Origin of the sequence: Salegentibacter sp. Hel_I_6 (assembly GCF_000745315.1) — a bacterium.
GTDB lineage: Bacteria > Bacteroidota > Bacteroidia > Flavobacteriales > Flavobacteriaceae > Salegentibacter.
Window position 1 is genome coordinate 2,242,268 of the sequence record NZ_JQNQ01000001.1, and the last position, 18,588, is coordinate 2,260,855.

14 protein-coding genes and 1 tRNA gene are annotated in these 18,588 nt (G+C 38.6%); 6 read left to right on the plus strand and 9 right to left on the minus strand.

Annotation, left to right across the window (positions count from 1 at the left end; genetic code table 11):
- Positions 1-28: 28 nt before the first annotated feature.
- Genes FG27_RS09880 through FG27_RS09890 form a run of 3 tightly spaced genes read left to right on the plus strand, consistent with a single transcriptional unit; the run spans position 29 to position 1,996 of the window.
- On the plus strand, positions 29-685 hold the full coding sequence (locus FG27_RS09880; RefSeq protein ID WP_037318545.1) for a metal-dependent transcriptional regulator: 657 nt from the start codon (positions 29-31) through the stop codon (positions 683-685).
- Positions 686-688: 3 nt separating this feature from the next.
- On the plus strand, positions 689-1,510 hold the full coding sequence (locus FG27_RS09885; protein WP_037318546.1) for a ZIP family metal transporter: 822 nt from the start codon (positions 689-691) through the stop codon (positions 1,508-1,510).
- A gap of 57 nt (positions 1,511-1,567) precedes the next feature.
- On the plus strand, positions 1,568-1,996 hold the full coding sequence (locus FG27_RS09890) for a hypothetical protein (RefSeq protein WP_037318551.1): 429 nt from the start codon (positions 1,568-1,570) through the stop codon (positions 1,994-1,996).
- Here the strand turns inward: FG27_RS09890 and FG27_RS19265 are convergent.
- From FG27_RS19265 to FG27_RS09905, 4 genes are all read right to left on the minus strand, one after another.
- Positions 1,993-2,142: a hypothetical protein gene (locus FG27_RS19265; RefSeq protein WP_197051682.1), complete on the minus strand. Its 150-nt coding sequence runs from the start codon at positions 2,140-2,142 to the stop codon at positions 1,993-1,995. The two genes, FG27_RS09890 and FG27_RS19265, sit on opposite strands and share 4 nt — an antisense overlap.
- 35 nt (positions 2,143-2,177) lie before the next feature.
- Complete coding sequence (gene feoB, locus FG27_RS09895; RefSeq protein WP_037318555.1) at positions 2,178-4,280, minus strand: ferrous iron transport protein B; 2,103 nt, start codon at positions 4,278-4,280, stop codon at positions 2,178-2,180.
- Between the two features lies 1 nt (position 4,281).
- Positions 4,282-4,512 carry a FeoA family protein gene (locus tag FG27_RS09900; RefSeq protein WP_037318557.1) on the minus strand — a complete coding sequence of 77 codons (231 nt, stop codon included), beginning with the start codon at positions 4,510-4,512 and terminating at the stop codon, positions 4,282-4,284.
- Between the two features lie 81 nt (positions 4,513-4,593).
- Entirely contained in the window at positions 4,594-5,265 is a 672-nt protein-coding gene (locus FG27_RS09905) for an SCO family protein (protein ID WP_037318558.1), read from the minus strand.
- Positions 5,266-5,512: 247 nt separating this feature from the next.
- Here FG27_RS09905 and rseP point away from each other — a divergent pair, with 247 nt between their 5' ends.
- Together rseP and FG27_RS09915 are read left to right on the plus strand one after the other, a co-directional pair.
- Positions 5,513-6,829 carry an RIP metalloprotease RseP gene (gene rseP / locus FG27_RS09910; RefSeq protein ID WP_037318559.1) on the plus strand — a complete coding sequence of 439 codons (1,317 nt, stop codon included), beginning with the start codon at positions 5,513-5,515 and terminating at the stop codon, positions 6,827-6,829.
- Positions 6,830-6,938: 109 nt separating this feature from the next.
- A tRNA-Asn gene (locus FG27_RS09915) sits at positions 6,939-7,012 on the plus strand.
- 88 nt (positions 7,013-7,100) lie between these two features.
- On the opposite strand, the gene FG27_RS09920 is transcribed toward FG27_RS09915, so the two are convergent.
- From FG27_RS09920 to FG27_RS09930, 3 genes are all read right to left on the minus strand, one after another.
- A complete protein-coding gene (locus FG27_RS09920) occupies positions 7,101-8,081 on the minus strand; it encodes a hypothetical protein (RefSeq protein ID WP_037318561.1) in 981 nt (326 codons plus the stop codon).
- Between the two features lie 672 nt (positions 8,082-8,753).
- A complete protein-coding gene (locus FG27_RS09925) occupies positions 8,754-10,691 on the minus strand; it encodes a hypothetical protein (RefSeq protein WP_037318564.1) in 1,938 nt (645 codons plus the stop codon).
- Between the two features lie 9 nt (positions 10,692-10,700).
- Positions 10,701-13,181, minus strand: coding sequence for a glycoside hydrolase family 9 protein (locus FG27_RS09930; protein WP_037318566.1), 2,481 nt, complete (start codon positions 13,179-13,181; stop codon positions 10,701-10,703).
- A 159-nt stretch (positions 13,182-13,340) separates the two neighbouring features.
- Between FG27_RS09930 and FG27_RS09935 the strand changes: the two genes are divergently transcribed.
- Complete coding sequence (locus FG27_RS09935; protein ID WP_037318570.1) at positions 13,341-14,714, plus strand: AGE family epimerase/isomerase; 1,374 nt, start codon at positions 13,341-13,343, stop codon at positions 14,712-14,714.
- A 64-nt stretch (positions 14,715-14,778) separates the two neighbouring features.
- Here FG27_RS09935 and FG27_RS09940 read toward each other — a convergent pair whose 3' ends face one another.
- Both FG27_RS09940 and FG27_RS09945 read right to left on the minus strand, forming a co-directional pair.
- On the minus strand, positions 14,779-15,984 hold the full coding sequence (locus FG27_RS09940) for a glycoside hydrolase family 27 protein (RefSeq protein ID WP_037318572.1): 1,206 nt from the start codon (positions 15,982-15,984) through the stop codon (positions 14,779-14,781).
- A gap of 85 nt (positions 15,985-16,069) precedes the next feature.
- Entirely contained in the window at positions 16,070-18,556 is a 2,487-nt protein-coding gene (locus FG27_RS09945; protein ID WP_037318574.1) for a glycan-binding surface protein, read from the minus strand.
- Positions 18,557-18,588: the final 32 nt, after the last annotated feature.

Consider the following 18,588-nt stretch of genomic DNA (forward strand, 5'->3'; position numbering starts at 1 on the left):
AATCTCGATTACCGAGTAAATTAGAAATATGTTTAGTTTTTCAGAAGAAAATTATCTTAAAGCGATTTTTCATTTAGAAAGGAAATACCAGGCAGGTGTGAGCACCAACGCGCTGGCAGAAGAAATGGATACTAAAGCTTCCTCGGTTACTGATATGATCAAGAAATTATCAGAAAAAGAGCTGGTGATCTATAAGAAATATCAGGGCGTTAAACTAAGTGAGCTGGGGAAGAAAACAGCAATAGAAATTATTAGAAAACACCGGTTATGGGAATATTTTCTGGTAGAAAAGCTGAATTTTAATTGGGATGAAGTACACGATGTGGCCGAGCAATTGGAACATATAAAGTCTGAAAAGCTTACGAGACAATTAGATGAATTTCTAGGTTTTCCTAAACGCGATCCTCACGGAGATCCAATTCCCGATGCTGACGGAAACTTTAGTGTGGCAAACAAAATGTTGCTATCAGAATTAGATAAAAACGATAACGGAATTTGTGTCGGGGTTAAAGATTCTTCTTCAGAATTTTTGAGATTTTTAGACAAGAATAATATCTCCCTTGGGAAAGAAATAAAAGTTCTCGAAAAGGAAGCTTTTGATGGGTCTATGCTTATTCTCATAGAAGAACATCAGCTAAGGATCTCACAATTGATATCAAATAATCTATATATAAAAACACAGTAATAAATGGAAGATTTAATCGCTTATTTCGAGCAATTAGACCCGGTAATGGCAGCATTACAGGCTACAATTTTCACCTGGTTACTTACCGCAGCCGGAGCTTCCCTGGTTTTTCTTTTCAAAAATATGGACAGAAAATTATTTGACGGAATGCTTGGATTTACCGGTGGCGTTATGGTAGCTGCCAGTTTTTGGAGTTTATTGGCACCCGGAATAGAAATGAGTCCCGGAGAAGGGTTTGAAAAAACAGTACCACCACTTGTGGGCTTTGGTTTGGGTGCACTTTTTTTGTTTGGTCTTGATAAAATATTACCTCACCTGCACGTGAATTTTAAGATGAGTGAAAAGGAGGGAATTAAAACACCCTGGCATAAATCCGTTCTACTTACCCTGGCAATTACTTTGCATAATATTCCCGAAGGCCTGGCGGTAGGCGTGCTTTTTGGTGCTGCGGGTGCAGGACTGGAAGGGGCCAGTATTGGTGGTGCCGTAGCTCTTGCTATAGGAATTGGCTTACAAAATTTTCCTGAGGGTTTTGCGGTTGCCATGCCGCTGCGCGGGCAGGGAATGAGCCGATGGAAAAGTTTTAATTTTGGTCAACTTTCGGCTATTGTAGAGCCTTTCGCTGCAGTGCTTGGTGCCTGGGCGGTGATGACTTTTGAACCTATTTTACCCTATGCACTTTCTTTTGCGGCCGGTGCAATGATTTTTGTGGTAGTGGAAGAAGTAGTGCCAGAGTCTCAGAAGGGGAATTATACCGATATTGCTACTATGGGTTTTATTTTAGGTTTTATGGTGATGATGACCCTGGATGTAGGCCTTGCGTAAATTGCAACATTTAGTTTCTGGCATAGTCTTTATAGTAGTTATAGAAAACTACTATTGATGAAAATTTATATACTAATTGTTCTGTTTTTTATTTTTTCGCCTGGTATACAGGCACAGGAGAAAATAGAAATTATAAAGTATTCTGCTGAAACCGCTCCCGGCGATGCTTTAAGTTTTGATGGAAAATCTGTTGAGTTTAAAGAAGTGATTCTGGATTCCCGTTGCCCCAGCAATGTGACTTGTGTTAGGGCAGGTGAGGCAAAAGTTTTGGTGGCACTTTATGAAAAAGAAAAACTTCTTGGAGAAGAAGTTATAAATGTGGGGGCGAATTCCAGTTCTTTTCAGACATTTCTTGGTGATTTTTTTAAAGAGGATTATGCAGTAAATTTATTTTCATTATTGCCATATCCTGAAACTTCAAGAAAAATATCCGCCTCAGAATATAGGCTTCAGTTAGAAATTAGTCAGCATAAGGAAGAAGGCTAATCACAACCACAACCAGATCCTCCGCAAGCTTTGGTTTTTTCAGATTTCTTTTTTAGAAAAGCAGGTTTCCATATAAATTTTGTCATAATATATCCCAATGCAATCGCGAAAGTGATAAAGACAAGTATTTCCTGTAATAATTCCATAGTTTCTAAGTCGTTTTATAAGATTTAACTTACACTTAATTTAATAGTTGAAATGCAATTAAAGCTACCAAATAGGCAAAAAGTGTCATTACCACCAATTGTAAAACGGGCCATTTCCAGGTGTTGGTTTCTCTTTTCACAATAGCAAGTGTACTCATACATTGCATCGCAAATGCATAGAATAACAGAAGGCTAACTCCGCTTGCAAATGTAAATAACGGTCCTCCCAAAATTGGATTTATTTCTGCAGCCATTCGGTTTTTTATGGTTTCTTCTTCATCGCTGCCTACGCTATAAATTGTGGCTAAAGTGCCAACAAAAACTTCCCGGGCGGCAAAAGAACTTATTATAGCAATTCCAATTTTCCAGTCATAACCTAAAGGTGCAACAACCGGCTCAATACCTCTTCCCATAATCCCTATATAGGAATTTTTTAATTTGAAAGAAGCAATCTCTTCGTCAAGCTCGCCTTCGGTGATATTGCTCTGCTCGTCATATTGTTCACTCACAATTTCACTGGCATTATTAAAATTATCTCCCGGCCCGTAGCTGGCCAAAACCCATAATACAATTGAAATAGCGAGAATTATTTTTCCGGCCCCAAACACGAAAGATTTGGTTTTTTCAACCACATTAATGGCAATGTTTTTTCCCATTGGCATCTTGTAGTTGGGCATTTCAATTACAAAATGGCTTCTGTTTTTAATTTTTAGAATTGCATTTAAGATCCAGGCAGAACCAATAGCAACAGCAAAGCCTAGCAGGTAAAGTAACATTAGAGTTAAACCTTGCAGGTTAAAGCCCCACACGGCCCTATCTGGAATTACCAGCGCAATTATGATTAAGTAAACCGGCAATCGCGCAGAACAGGTAGTAAAAGGAACTACCAAAATAGTGATTAAACGTTCTTTCCAACTTTCTATATTCCTGGTGGCCATAACGGCGGGAATTGCACAGGCAGTTCCTGAAACCAGGGGGACAACGCTTTTTCCGCTAAGTCCGAATTTTCGCATAATTCTATCCATAAGAAATACTACGCGGCTCATATAGCCGGTTTCTTCCAGAATAGAAATAAAGAAAAACAGGAAAGCGATTTGCGGAATAAAAATCACAATCCCGCCAAGTCCGGGAATAATACCTTCAGCAATAAGATTGGTGAAAGCTCCAGCCGGCAAGTTTGTTTTTGTCCATTCACTTAAAAAGGCAAAAGTTTCGTCTATGAGATCCATGGGGTAGCTGGACCAACTATAAATCGCCTGAAAAATCAATAAGAGAATTCCGAAGAATATCGCGTAACCCCAAATTTTATGAGTAAGCACGCGATCTAAACGCGAACGTAAATCTTTAGCGGCACTGGCGTCAACTTTCATTGTTTCTTTTAAAACACCATTGATAAACTGGTATCTTAAAATGGTTTCTTTATGTTGAAGTTTCTTTAGTTCAGAATGAGATTTGGTATCAAAATGATCGGAATTTGTAATTTCCTTCCGATTGATATTACCAAAGTTTACATCCTGGGTAATTACCAGCCAGAGTTTATAAAGAGATTGTTTTGGAAAAGCTTTCCGTAGGCGATCAAAATATTCTGGTGCTATTATCGATGCATTTACGCAAGGTTCGTTTGAAATATGCCGATAATTAATAATTGCTTCCTTTAGCTCATCAATTCCGGTGTTTTTACGAGCACTTACCAGGCAAACTTTTGTTTTTAAGCGTTCTTCCAGTAAATCTACGTCCAGGGAAATTCCTTTGCGCTCCATCCTGTCGGCCATATTTATCACCAAAATAGTTGGAATTCCAAGATCTTTAATTTGGGTAAAAAGGAGGAGGTTTCGTTTTAGGTTTTCAGCATCGCTAACTACTACGGCCACATCGGGATAATCTTTATCGCTTTTATTCAGCAGTAATTCTATTACCACATTTTCATCTAAAGAAGAGGCATTTAGGCTGTAGGTTCCCGGAAGGTCAAGAATATGAGCTTTAAGTCCGCGAGGAAGTTTACAAATTCCTTCTTTCTTTTCAACAGTTATCCCCGGGTAATTGCCCACTTTTTGATTAAGACCGGTGAGCTGATTAAACACCGAAGTTTTACCGGTATTAGGGTTTCCTATTAAAGCGACATTTAATTGTTTAGCCATGTTAGCTTATAAGGTCAATTTCTATAAGTAAAGCGATCTCTTTTCTAATGGCCAGGTGGCTGCCGTTAATGTTTAGATACATAGGGTCTCTAAATGGGGCCATTTGTAACATTTCAACCTCATTACCCGGCAGGCAACCCATTTCGAGCAATTTCAACGGAATATTTTCTTCTGAAAATTCCTTGATAATTGCGCGTTCACCACGATTTAAATCGGCCAGGGTTCGTTTCACTTTTTATTTAGATTGATTTTAAACAAGGCAAAAGTAAGGTAAAATTCCAGCAGGAAAAAATTTCAATGGAAAAAGTCTATACTAGCGGTATTCCTCTTTTAAGACCTTGATATCGTGCATAAGATCTTTTATGGCTTCGGCATCAGTACCGTCGTAAAATCCGCGAATGCGTTTTTCTTTATCTACCAGTACAAAATTTTCGGTATGAATCATATCATAAGGGCCGCCATCGCCATTGCTTTTTGAAGCGAGGTAAGATTTTCGAGCCAGTTCATAAATATGCTTCTTATCGCCGGTAACAAGATTCCATTTCTCATCGATAACCCCTTTTTCTTCAGCATAAGCTTTTAAAACCGGCACTGAATCTGTTTTTGGAAAAACGGTGTGGGAGAGTAAAAGTACTTCAGGATCGTCTTTAATTTTCTGCTGAATTTCCAACATATGGTCTGTCATTACCGGGCAAATGGTAAGGCAGGTGGTAAAAAAGAAATCGGCTACATAAATTTTATCTTCATAAAAATCCTGGGTGATGGTATCGCCGTTTTGATTGAAAAGTTCAAAATCTTTAACCGTGTGGTATTTTCGCACATGTTGCACGGTTGAATCTACTAATTCAGCATTTACCATATCGGGTTGAAAAACAGGTAAGCGTTCTTCGGGAGTTAAGAGCGTATAAATACTATAAATAATAATTACCGAAAGTATAAAAAGTACAATCGCAAATTTCTTGAGCCAGTTAAAGAGGTTACGCATATTAATAAGTTTACGCTATAATCGAAATTTATTTCCTACGCCCCGATAATAATGGGGATATTTAGTTTTTGCAATTTAAATCCTGAAGGATTATCTCAGGAAAATTTATGCAAAATTAAGTCCTAACAATCAATTAGTCGCAGTTTAAAACCTAAAATTTCAGCTGGTTAAAACAGGAGGGCTTTTAACTTTTATAGGAGATTATAAAAGGTTACTTTTGTGCGATTTAAAATTTGAAGCATTACGCATGGATCCATTTATAGTTAAAGCCATACAGTTACTGTTAAGCTTGTCCTTACTTATCGTTTTACACGAACTTGGGCATTTTATTCCCGCCAAAATATTTAAAACCCGAGTAGAGAAATTCTTTCTTTTCTTTGATGTGAAATTCGCACTTTTCAAGAAGAAAATTGGTGGTACGGTTTACGGAATTGGATGGTTGCCATTAGGCGGTTATGTGAAAATTTCCGGGATGATAGACGAAAGTATGGATAAGGAGCAAATGGCAAAGCCGCCAGAGCCCTGGGAATTTAGAAGTAAACCGGCCTGGCAACGACTTATCATTATGCTTGGTGGCGTTACCGTAAACCTTGTACTTGGTTTCCTTATTTATATGATGATTATGTTTGTTTGGGGTAAAAATTACGTTGGCCCCGATGAAATGCCACAGGGATTTGCAATTGCCGAAGAATTTAAACAGTATGGTTTTGAAGATGGCGACCGGGTTTTGCAAATTAACGAGGAGGATCTTCAAAATAGTGATGATGTAAATCGATATCTATTTATGCGTGATGTAAATAGTATAACAGTTTTACGCCAAAGTGGGGAAGAAGAAATTATTGAGGTTCCAGAAAATATTGGAGAGCAAATGTGGGAACAGGGGGTTATGTTACCCTTTGTGCCTATTCAGCGCGCAATTTTAGACACGGTAGTTGCAGAACAGGCAGCAGCTAAAGCCGGTTTAAAAAAAGGAGATAGTTTGATTTCTATTAATAACCAGGAAATTGGTTATTGGCATACTCTTGGGCCTGTTTCTGAAGAGAATAAAGGGAAAGAAATTGAGATTGTTTTTAAGAGAGGAGATGAAATTAAAAGCGTGATGGTAACCCCCGATGAAGATGGAAAACTCGGAATAGCCCCTCGTCGTGATTTTGTGGTAAAGAATCAGAAATATAATCTTGCTGAAAGCATAAAGGAAGGTTTTAATTATGGATACTGGACCTTGCATGATTATGTAGCTCAGTTTAAATATGTATTTACCCAAAAAGGAGCCACGCAATTAGGTGGTTTTGGAGCTATTGGCGGAATGTTTCCCGATGCCTGGAACTGGCAGCAATTTTGGGCCACCACGGCGCTTATTTCTATTATCCTGGCGTTTATGAATATTTTACCTATCCCAGCTTTAGATGGGGGACACGTCATGTTTTTGTTATATGAAATGGTAACCGGTAGAAAACCGAACGATAAATTTATGGAAGTAGCACAAATGATAGGTTTTTTCATCTTAATTGCATTAGTACTTTTTGCTAATGGAAATGACGTATATCGTTGGTTATTTGAGTGATAGAATTTCGATGAATTCCTTAAATAAAAAAACCTAAAAAAAATTCAATTTTTGTTTTGTGGTGATTTAAAATTTGGTTTATATTTGCAACCGCAAAAGAGCGATACACTCCTCCTTAGCTCAGTTGGTTAGAGCATCTGACTGTTAATCAGAGGGTCCTTGGTTCGAGCCCAAGAGGGGGAGCTTAGTAAAGACAAGCCATTCAAGAAATTGAATGGCTTTCTTTTTTTACTGGGTACAACATAGGTACAACATTTTTTAGAAAAGGTATTTAGTCTTCATAATATATCTCAAAAGTTAAGTCTATATCTAATTGGTGTTGAGAGCCAACTATGTCTTCGAGGGCATAAGCAATCTTTAAGGCATAATTTTTCATATCAGCGGCTATGTTCTGATCTAAATTGCCATATAAAGTTCCCGTCATTGGGCTTTCCTCGAACGAACCAGGATAGGCATCACCAATCACATCAAATGGATACACAGTTTCATTTGGATTTATATTTTCATCGTATCCTATCATAATTCTTTCAAAAGGATTTTGCCCATTTTCCCTGAAAGTTTTAAAAGTAATTGTAAAACCTACAATATTTACTATTCTAATTTTTTCGTATGCAATATCATTAGAATCCGCGATATCTATAAGTCTGTAGTTGGGAATTGTAGTAATTCCTGAATAATAAAAGTGATTTACCTCTTCTGTAACGAAGTTTAAATTATAGGTATCAGAAACGGTTTTCTTATTCAAAAATGAAGTTGGTACAATAGTAAATGATTTTACCTCTGTCCATAAACTATAATCCTTTACCATCTTAACATCGGTAGATCTCGCTCTATAACTCACGAATATTGAATCCTGGAATGATAAGCTTTGAGGACTGTTGTAATAATGAACATATTGATTGCCGTACCCATACCCATCATTATTAAGTTGGTGAAATAAATAATAATAATCACAACTATAAGGAGCATTTGTCTCTATAAATTGTATTTCTGTATTCCATAAATCTCCGGGTAAGCTCCATTCAATATCCATTCTTTCATTGGAATAAAAAATATGATTCTCAGGCAGCATAATCATAGGCTTATCATAAATCGCTTTAAACCTTAGACTATCTGGTGTTGGGGTTATTAATTCACAAGAATCAGTAGAAAAAGGAGATAGTTTTTCGTTTTCTTCATCTGAACTACAGGAAAATAGAATGAATAGGAATAAGAGTAAGATTGGCTTTAATCTTAATTGGCTTTTTTTCATCTCGGATAAAATTAAGTGAATGTTGATTTTGAAAATCTTTTACTTCTTAATCAATTTCATCCTCTTTTTTGAATACTAATTATTCTAGAATTTGGCTAAATTCACCTACTTTGGATATTAACTCAAAAGTAATTCTATCGGCAATTTGAAGAAGTCTTGGTTAAGAATTTCGAAGACGGAAATTAGATAAAAAAACGATTGATTTTTAAAGCATTAAAATTTTTTAAGAGCTCTTGTTTATTACTATTAAGATGTGATTTTAACAGTTCTTTCCGCCGTGTGAATAGGATCAAATTATTGTTTTTGAAAAATCTATCTTTGATAATTTCTCAGTAGCGTTCCGCTATTTACCACTACTAATTAAGAAATACTCTCCATCAAATTATTTTTTTTAGCTATTTAAGAGCCGGATTGAATGTAGACAAAAGAGAAATTTATTCTATAACCTAGAAAAAATATACTGGAAGATGATTGCTCGATTAAATTATATCCTTGAGTATAAAATTGGGTGGATTGCGAAAAATCTTATTCTATTCTTTTTTTGGGATACTATCTTGGAAAGTAGAAAAGCAAAATACCAGGGGTTAGACTTCACAGATTAATATCGGGAGTAAAATCTGGCCCCTTTTTTAGATCGATGGGACCTAATTTAAAATGATACCTTGGTTTCTGCTATTCAGTCATCAAGCTAGTAAACCCTGCTCCTTGTAATTCAAAGTTTACCGTACCATTTTCTACTGATATCGTTTCTATTAATTCATTAGAGCTTTCTATATTAGTAAGGTAAACGTTAAGCCCGCTAATACCTTCTGGAAGCCCGGTTAGGCTTACTTCCCGGGTTGCGCCTTTATTAACCAGGTGAATGGCATAGCTGCCTTTATCCTTATCTCCCAATGCAGCGGGGGTAATAGCTTCGTTGCTGGTAGTTATGGGGAGTGCGAATAGACCTTTTGGGGTATTTCCTAATTGCTGAAGGTTGAAAAAGCGTTGCGTAGGATGCAGTTCTTCCTCATCGTTCCCAAAAATTCCGCCACCAGACATTGGCGAATAATCAGCAGTCAGTTGCCATTGTAAAATTGTTAGAGGTTGAGCTTTATTCAGGATCTTTAAATACACATCAATTTCATCCAGGGCATAAGTAGGTTCTTCCAAAATTTGCGGATAACGCCACGCACCGGCATCAATACTTCCCTCCCCAATAAAGAGTGGTTTGTTTACGCGGTTGGAAATATCGTTCCACTTTGTAAGGTTTTCATCGGTCCACCCTCTCCAGGAATGAAAGGATACACCTCCAATATAAGGCCTGCTTTCAGGATCGGTAGAAGCTTCGGTGGTAAAATCCCAGCCATTGGCATCGGCGGTATCGCCCAGAAGAAAATCGGTTTCCAGCCCGTTTTCTCTGAAATAAACACCCAGTTCCTTGATCATTTCATTGTGCTCTTCTTCCGTCTGCCTCACATCAATACCTAAATCAGCCTCATTAAAAGAAAACATCACTGTTTTGACCCCATATTCGTCCTTTAGATATTTAATATAGGAAGTAAGGGATGCATATATTTCTTCTTTACGTTCAAGGTCAAGTAGATTTCCGCGATTTCCATCCATATCAATTCCGCTGGAAGGTTCACCAATTATTGCCCAACGCGGTGCAAACCATGCAGCCAGGATTACTGGTATCCCTTTTTCGTCAAGCCGTTGTGCCATTTTCATAGCGTCTTCCACTTTCGGGTCCAGATTCCCGTTTTTAGCCTCCTCAATTGGATCTTTAGCAGCATCTGGATGCCATTCCCTCCAGGGCATTTCTACGCGAGACCAAGCCACCCTAAGGTTTTCTAGGCTGTAATCTATCACCTGCGGATCGGTTGTTGGATTTTGTAACCTGAAATTCCCGCCAATGCCATCAAATTTCTTTCCTTCCTGTTCAGGAAAAACCTTTAATTCAACTACAGAATCATCGATATCCCCTGTAGCTTCAATGCTAAATGTATTGCTGAAATTTTTCCCTGAAGGGATTTCGCCTGAAGCGATTTCAAAATTTAATTGAAATGTTCCGTCTTCATTTTTTCTAATAATAACATTGGTTTGTTTTTCAAAATCTATTTGCAGCTGCCGCGAAGCAGAACTTACTAACAAACCTTTGGCCGGGGCATTGTATAATCCACCTAAATTTCCGGAAAAATCATTTCCAGAAATAGATTCTGGGTTTTTAAATTCAAAATTTGTTTCACTCCCAAAGACTGGAGGTAATTCTATTCTGAAAAAAGCTCCAATAAGCGCTAGGGAATCGGGAGATTTGAAGTCGATTTTCAATTTAGCCTTTCCTTCCCCTACATCGCTAATGCTTTGCACCCATTGGGTACTATCCATTTTATAACTGAAAATTTTTGTATCCTTATTTCTTTCAAAATCGATTTTCTGCCCTTCTTTTCGGGTTATCCAGGCGTTATCCCAATCAGACTTCATCAAAACCAGGCTGGAATTGAATTCCATTAACTGATTGTTTACCCGAATTCCGGTCATATTCCCCCAGGTGGTAAATTCGGCCTGAGCGAGGATTGGGGAAATATTTAGAACTAGTAATAGTAGTAAGAGAGAGTAGATTTTATTCATTTTTAGAGTTTATTCGTTTAACAATTTATCGGCCGCCAGCACTAAAAACAGGTAATCTGTAGTGCCGCCGCCTAATACATATTCGGTCTGCTGCCAAAGGAATGGCCATTCCAGTAATTCCGGAAAATCAGGTCGAATCAATGCCGTACCTGAACCAATTCCGCCGGGAGTAAAAGAAAAATCCCCACGGTTCATTCCATACGCCTGGGTCAACGAGCGCGAACCAACTCCCGATGCAAAAGAAGAAGTATTTACACCGGGATGTGTACCTAAAACGAAGTTAAGTGCATTCAGCATATATTCCTTTGGAAAAATATCAGGAAAAGCGGTATGTAAAAAATACTGTTTCATCCCAAAATTCTGAATTCCCCAACCGGCACCCCAAATATCCGGTTCGTAAGGCATTCCATAAGGGGTTTGCGCCCCAAGTTTTTCCACTTCCTGAAAATAATTTTCTACGGCAGTTTTTATTTTATTTCTGAAATTTTCATCCTGGATTTTATCAAAAACCGGCGCGAGAACCCAGCCGGTTTGTGAAATATTTTCTGAGAAAATATCAGTGTTTTCAGTAATGAATTCTTCATATTTCGATTCCGAAGTACTTTTAAAAAGTTCTACACTTAAACTGAGTTTATCTACCGGATTATCGGTGGTCGTGTTTTTCCAGGTTTGTTTGGCGATTTCCAAAGCATCTTCGGCAAGTTCTGGATTAAAATCTTTTAGCGTCCTGTAAGTCGCAGCCAGTGCCGCAGCACTTTGCAATTCCCTACCCGGATTTTCTTCGGTAAACACCCAACGATCATCTGGCGCGCCTTCCTGTCCTAAAGGAATTTCTGCTGAAGTTTCCGTTTCTTTATAAGTTTCTCCATCAGAATGATTTACCGGGTCTCCCAGCAAAACATATTGATCTAAAGTGGGGACGATTACCCCGCGATAAAATCTGCCCAAAGATTTATAGCCATTTACAATATGAATGGTTCCGTGTTCAATTTGCTGAAGAAAATCTGGCTTTCCATCGGGTTTTAGAATATCTACCGTTTTTGTTTCCTGGTTTATCGTGGTATTGTCGTAATCTTCCTGAAAAATCTCGTAAATATGGGAAAGTCCCTGAATGGTAGAAGCTTGTGACTCTATTCTAAGGTCAAAGTCGCCGGCATCGTGCCAACCTCCGGCATCAAGTCCGGGAACGTGTTCTCCGGGTTCGAAAGTGGTAAGGGTTTCGGGGCCTTGCAGGTAGCCATCAAAATGATTGGTATCTACGGGGGCCATTCTTGCATCATCTAAATGGCAGCGGCCGTGCCAGATTTTATACCTATCGTTTACTAACATATGGCACATTTGCACCGGTAAAAAATATTCTAAAGTGGGTTGCCAAACGTCACGTTTGTAAACATCCTTATTAATTTGGAAAGCTTCGGTAGTATAATCGCCATACTTTACCACATACATCCCGGGCTCTTCGATATTTGTAAAATCCAGCTGATAATATTTATACCTAAGAAATTCACCCCATTCTGAAGGATCTTCTGAAATAATTTCCGTGAAACCACCTTTATTATCAAGCCTTAATAATTTGGCTTCTTTCAGGTTAGTGTGATTTTGATCGGTCTCTATAACCGCAATTTTTTCCTGTCCCGGATGATAACCCACCTGGGAAATTTGCACCACGGGCTCATATGTGTAATCTTCTAAAGTATTTGGGGTAATAAGCCATTCTATGGCATTTTTTGTAGCGCCTGAGGGCACCAAAGACCTTACAACATACCAGCCGTTGCTATGTTGAGCCCGGCCGTCAATCAACTGTAACTGATTTCCTCTTAGGTTTTCAATGCGTAAAGTTTGTTTTGGTGTCCCAGGTGCTATAGTAAGTTCTTTACCTGTGGCCATTGGTTCAATTTGATATTCATCTTCACCGTCATAGGATCCGGGTCCATTTGCCTGTCGGTTAAAAAGGCCAAATTCGTTATCCATATAATAGGATTTGCCAAAAAGGTAGCCGGGGAAGAATTCTATATTCATTCCAACTTTTCCAATCCATTCTTCTGGCAAGGCTTCGTCAAGGTCTACGATGATTTTAAAAGATTTTCCCTGCGGAATTATTTTTAAGTTATAGGAAAATTCCAGGTCGGGATATTCAATAGGGTTAAAGCCTTTTCGGTTTTTGGCTTCATCGGGATAAGCCATTTTCACACTAATAGTATTCTTTTCCCTGTCTACAACGCGTTCCCCAACTTTTGGAACGGGTTGCCACTGCCCCGGTGTAGGTTCCAACCTTAAATCGCCATTGGTTGCGACTCTGATTCCATTTTGGATAATTCCAACGCCGCCCTGATGACTTTCCGGGTAAAAATCGTGCGCAAGCATTACGTTTAGCCCACGCATTTCCAAATATTCCTGTTCGTTAATTCTAAGACTGTCTCCAACATTCTGCGCAAAGGAAGATGAGATTGCAAAACAGCAAATTAAAGAGGCGAGTACTAGTGATTTCATTCTTAAAAGATTTAGCTATAAAACTATGGAGATAGGTTTATAAGGATTTATACTATTTTGTCAATTCATTGTATGAATTTTTCAAAACTGTGTAAAACAGGGCTTTTATTCTATCTTTAAATTATCAATATTAAAATTTAACTGTATTAAAAGTCATCAATGAAAAAGCTTATAATATTAATTTGTTGTTTAAGTGTTTTGATCGCCTGTAAATCAGAAAAATCTGGGAAAGACAATGGAGAAGAACTACAAAATCATCCGGATCAAGCACTGATTACCGAGTTTGAAACTGCTGCAAACAAAGATTTATTACAACGATGGTATCCATTAGTGATCGACAAGGAAGACGGGGGTTATTATAGTGAAGTAACGCACGACTTTAAACTGGGAGAAAAACATGACAAAATGGTGGTAACCCAAGCGCGACATATCTGGACGAATGCTAAAGCGGCCGAACGAAACCCAAAAGATTCCTCATATCTGGCAAATGCCGAGCACGGATTTGAGTTTTTCAGAGACGTGTTATGGGATAAAGAAAATGGCGGATTTCATAACCTGGTAAATAAAAAGGGGGAACCCATTATTAAAGAAGGTGAGTCTAAAACCGCTTATGGAAATTCTTTCGCTATTTACGGTCTGGCGGCCTATTATGATGCTTCAGGAAATGAAGAAGCACTCGACTTGGCAAAAGAAACTTTTAACTGGCTCGAAAAACATAGCCACGACAAAAAGTATAAAGGATATTTTCAGCATATGGAAATGGACGGAACGCCTATAGAAAGAGCAGCGAAAATGGCTTCAACTTCAGATATTGGGCATAAAGATCAAAACAGTTCTATACATCTACTTGAAGCATTCACTGAATTATACCGGGTTTGGCCTAATGATCTTCTAGAAGAACGTTTAGAAGAATTACTGGTGATAATCCGAGAAACTATTGTAAATGAAGATAATTATATGAACCTGTTCTTTGAGCGAGACTGGACCCCTGTAACTTTTAAGGATAAGTCTAAAGAAGAAATCGAAACGCATTATTACCTGGACCATGTTTCTGCCGGGCACGATGTGGAAACCGCCTTTTTAATGCTTGACGCTTCCGCAGCACTGGGTTTAAAAAATGATAGCCTAACCTTACAAATAGCGAAAAGAATGGTAGATCACAGCTTAAAAACTGGTTGGGATGCTGATGTAGGCGGGTTTTATGATGGTGGATATTATTTTGAGGGAGAAGATGGAATTACTACGGTAAACGATAAAAAGAACTGGTGGGCCCAGGCGGAAGGTTTAAATACCTTATTAATTATGACTGAGAAATTCCCAGAGGATGAAATGAATTACCGAAAATATTTTGACGAATTATGGAGTTACACGAAAACCTATATGATGGATGAAGAAAACGGTGGCTGGTATGAATGGGGCTTAGATAAATCTCCGGATGCCAAAACTGCTTTAAAAGGACATATTTGGAAAGCAACTTATCATAATTACAGAGCTTTAACTCACGTAGCAGATAGGTTGAAGGAAATGAATTAGAAAAATGAGGATGAAGATTATTTAATTTTCGTCCTCATTTAAAATAGGTTTTAGTTAGTAGATGTTACTTCTTGCTAAGCCTTAAACTCAAGACATCATGTGGATGCACGATGGTTTTAAGCTCTTTCCTGGTAGATTTTAAGTTTTTATTAGCCCAGATATCGTTCACTTGAAATTCTTCTTGCTGAAAGTTTAAAGTGTAATCGAAATCTGGGTCTTCAATAAGGTGTTTTTTCCAATCAAAATTCAGTGTTTTTTCATTGTCTGAACGATTAAGAAAAGTAATAGCCCAATCTCCATTGGCTAAAGGCTTCACCCAGATTTCCAAACCATCTTCAGCTTGGTATTTAAAGGCTTGTACACCTAAAGAATCCTGATTAATCGCAATCATTTCTTTATTGGTAAGAATCTCTATAGTTTTCTTGCTCATGGAATTTAGGTCGTTTCCGGCCATTAGTGGAGCGGCAAGCATTGCCCACATACTAAAATGTGCCCGGTCTTCGCTGGTAGACATTCCATTTCCAACTTCCATCATATCAGGATCGTTCCAATGACCCGGGCCTGCATATTTACGAATTCCTTCCTGCATATCAAGAATTTGAAGTACTCCCCACGAAGACCAGTCGCCATGATCTTCTTCACAATCCCAGCAGTTATAGATATCGCCAGTGGTTCTCCAAAGATGGCCAATATCCTGTGCCCATTCCCATGGCTCATTTTGTCCCCATTCGCAAATACTCAAAACTATAGGTCGTTCTGCTTCATATAAAGCGTTTCTCATAGTTGTATAAGCTCCCTCGGCATTGAGTCCGTCGGTATCACACCAGTCATATTTTAAATAATCCACACCCCAACGAGAATAAGTTAAGGCATCCTGATATTCGTAGCCCCGGCTTCCTGGTCTGCCAGCACAAGTAGTACCTCCTGCATCAGAATAAATTCCAAATTTTAATCCTTTTGCATGAACGTAGTCTACCAAGGCTTTCATTCCAGATGGAAAACGCTCCTTATTGGCAGAAATAAATCCATCTTCATCACGTTCCCCGTGCCAGCAATCGTCTATAACAATATATTCATAGCCCGCATCTTTCATTCCACTAGAAACCATAGCATCTGCAGCTTCTTTAATAAGATCTTCATCTACCTCGCAACCAAATTTGTTCCAGGTGTTCCACCCCATAGGCGGAGTTTGTGCCAATTCCTCAAATTTCTGGGCAAAGCTGTTTAAGCTTAAAAGTAAAGCTAATAATATGTAAATTTTGGTTTTCATTTTTATTAAAATTTATAATGGCAGTAAAAAATATTCCCTGAAAAATTAATCCCAGGGAATATTGGCTAATTTGATCTGAAGTGTTTTAGCGTTCCTCAAATCGAACATTGTCGATAGCAAAATTGAGTAGCACATCGGCGCCTTCAAAAGCCATCCCAAATTCTGCGTCCACCAAACTAAAATCAGGCTGATTTAAAACTGATGCAGGAATACTAACGGTAGTCCAGCTTCCTCCAGTATCAAAGGCTTCTCCCGTTTCGTTCCAAGGATTCCAATCATAGAAAGCGTCAACTCCAGATGATGCATTAAACCTGATCCTAAACATTCCTTCGCTTATGGGTTCTAAAGTATAGATGTCGAATTTCAGATCATAATCATCTAAATCTGCACCTACCATATCGGCTCCATAAAAAGTATCGTCATTTCTCCAAAAAAGGTCTTGCCAACCTGTTCCACCGGTTTGAAAATTAGCTCTTCCGTAATTACTTCCGTCAAGGCTTATAGATGGATCGTTTTCTGCTTCTACACTTCCCCAGTAAGGGTTTTTGCCATCCCAGTCAAAAAATACAGCTTCAGTATTGGCCACCGGCTGCGGGCCACCACAGCCTGGAGTATCGAAACGCACATTATCAATAGCGAAATTCAGTAAAACATCGGCACCTTCAAAGGCCATCCCAAATTCAGCATCTATAAGGCTAAAATCTGGTACTCCTAGTGCAGAAAGTGGAATTTCAACGGTTTCCCAACCATCTGTAGTAAATGGCTCTCCGGTATCATTCCAGGGTTGCCAGTCGTAAAAAGCATCAACGCCATCCGAATCATTAAATCTAATTCTAAACATTCCTTCACTAAATGGTTCTATCACATTGATATCGAACTTCAATACATAATCTTCCAGATTATCGCCGACAATATCTCCCCCGTTAAGGGTGCCACCGTTTCTCCAGAAAAGATCCTGCCAGCCGGTTCCTCCAGTCTGGAAATTAGCTCTTCCGTAGCTACTACCATCAGGACTTAAGGCAGCATCATTTTCTGGTGCCACATTACCCCAATAAATACCTTTATCATCCCAGTTGAAGAAAACGAGTTCTTCATCTCCTACCGGACATTTACCACCTTCATCTGAAGGAATTCCTAATACGGCAACGAGATCATTTGGTATTAAAACCCTATTAATCTCATGAATTAAACCGTTTGTTGCTCCGATATTTGCAGCACTTATCCCTGAAGGTATCGCCTCTGCAAAAGAAGGTCTTAATCTTGCATTTTCCCCACTTAGATCTGCTGTGAAAACATCATCGTATAAAGTAGATATTTCTCCACCATCTGTAAGTTGGCTACTCATTAAATTACCTTCGTGCAGGTGGTACATCAATAGATTTGCCAATGCTTCCAATTCCTCTTCAGATTCAAAATCATCCAGGCTTTCAAAATTTGTAATTTGTGCAAACAAGGCTGTAAAGGCATCGTTATTTGGCACAAATACTGTTAGTTCTTGCTCTTCATCTTCTAAAATACTAGTTAAACCAGCTTTTTCAACGGCAGCTAGAAAGGAAGAATATCCCCTGTCTTCACTACGCTCTTTAAGGTTTAGCGTAGCTCCTAAAATTTGTTGAAACACATCTTCTGGCAATAGCACCTTATCTACACCGTGTACAACGCCATTTATGCCCTGTATATCGGTGGTGGTAAAATTGGTATTAGTGTAACTAGCATCAGATATCACTGCATCAGCACTAATTGTTAGAGTTTCTCCTTGAAGGGTTGTTTGCTCGGTTTCAGCGATGACCGCTGATAAGGTATTAGCTCCTGAAACCACATGATGTTCTAAAACTTCCTGCAGGATGTCAGCAGGGATATCGCTAAGGTTTTCCCAACCAAAAGCTCCGTTAAGTTGCATCATGAAATTTTCAAAAGCTGCATTTGTAGGGGCAAAGACCGTAAATGGATAAAGTTCATTCTCTACATCGGTAGTTGATAAAGCTTCGTCCAATCCGGCGAGCTCAATAGCTTCAGCAAGCATAGAAAAATCGGGGTTAGCTTGAGTATGATTAAAAACCGTTGGTGGTAAAAGAACCGCATCTATTTGATGTAAAACCCCATTGGTGGTTCCAATATCAAAAGAATTACTTACCAAAGTGGCCATACCGTTAAAGCTGGCATCACCATCGGTATTTATAAAAAGGCTTAGGTTATTGCCTTCAGGTCCTGTAGCCATTGTAGGGATGTAACCGGTAGCTAGAGTAGATGAGAAATCGGCAGTGGTCGTGCTAAGCACGTGGTTTAGCAGAGTGTTTGTTAGCTCTTCTTCTGAAAGCCCTCCCAGATCGACCTCACCGAATGCAGCATTATTTGGCGCAAAAACTGTGTAGGTAGATGTACTTCTTAAGGTAGAATCCAGTCCAGCATCGTTTAAAGCCTGAGAAAGCGTAGATAAATCCTGTGTTTCTTCAATTACTTCGCTTAAATTTCTTGGATCATCTCCTAATTGCGGATAAATATCATCGTCATTATCACAAGCACTAAAGCCTGCTATTATGACAATTAAGAGTAAATAGTATAGTTTTTTCATCTGTGGTTATTTTATTATGAAATTTCAGATGG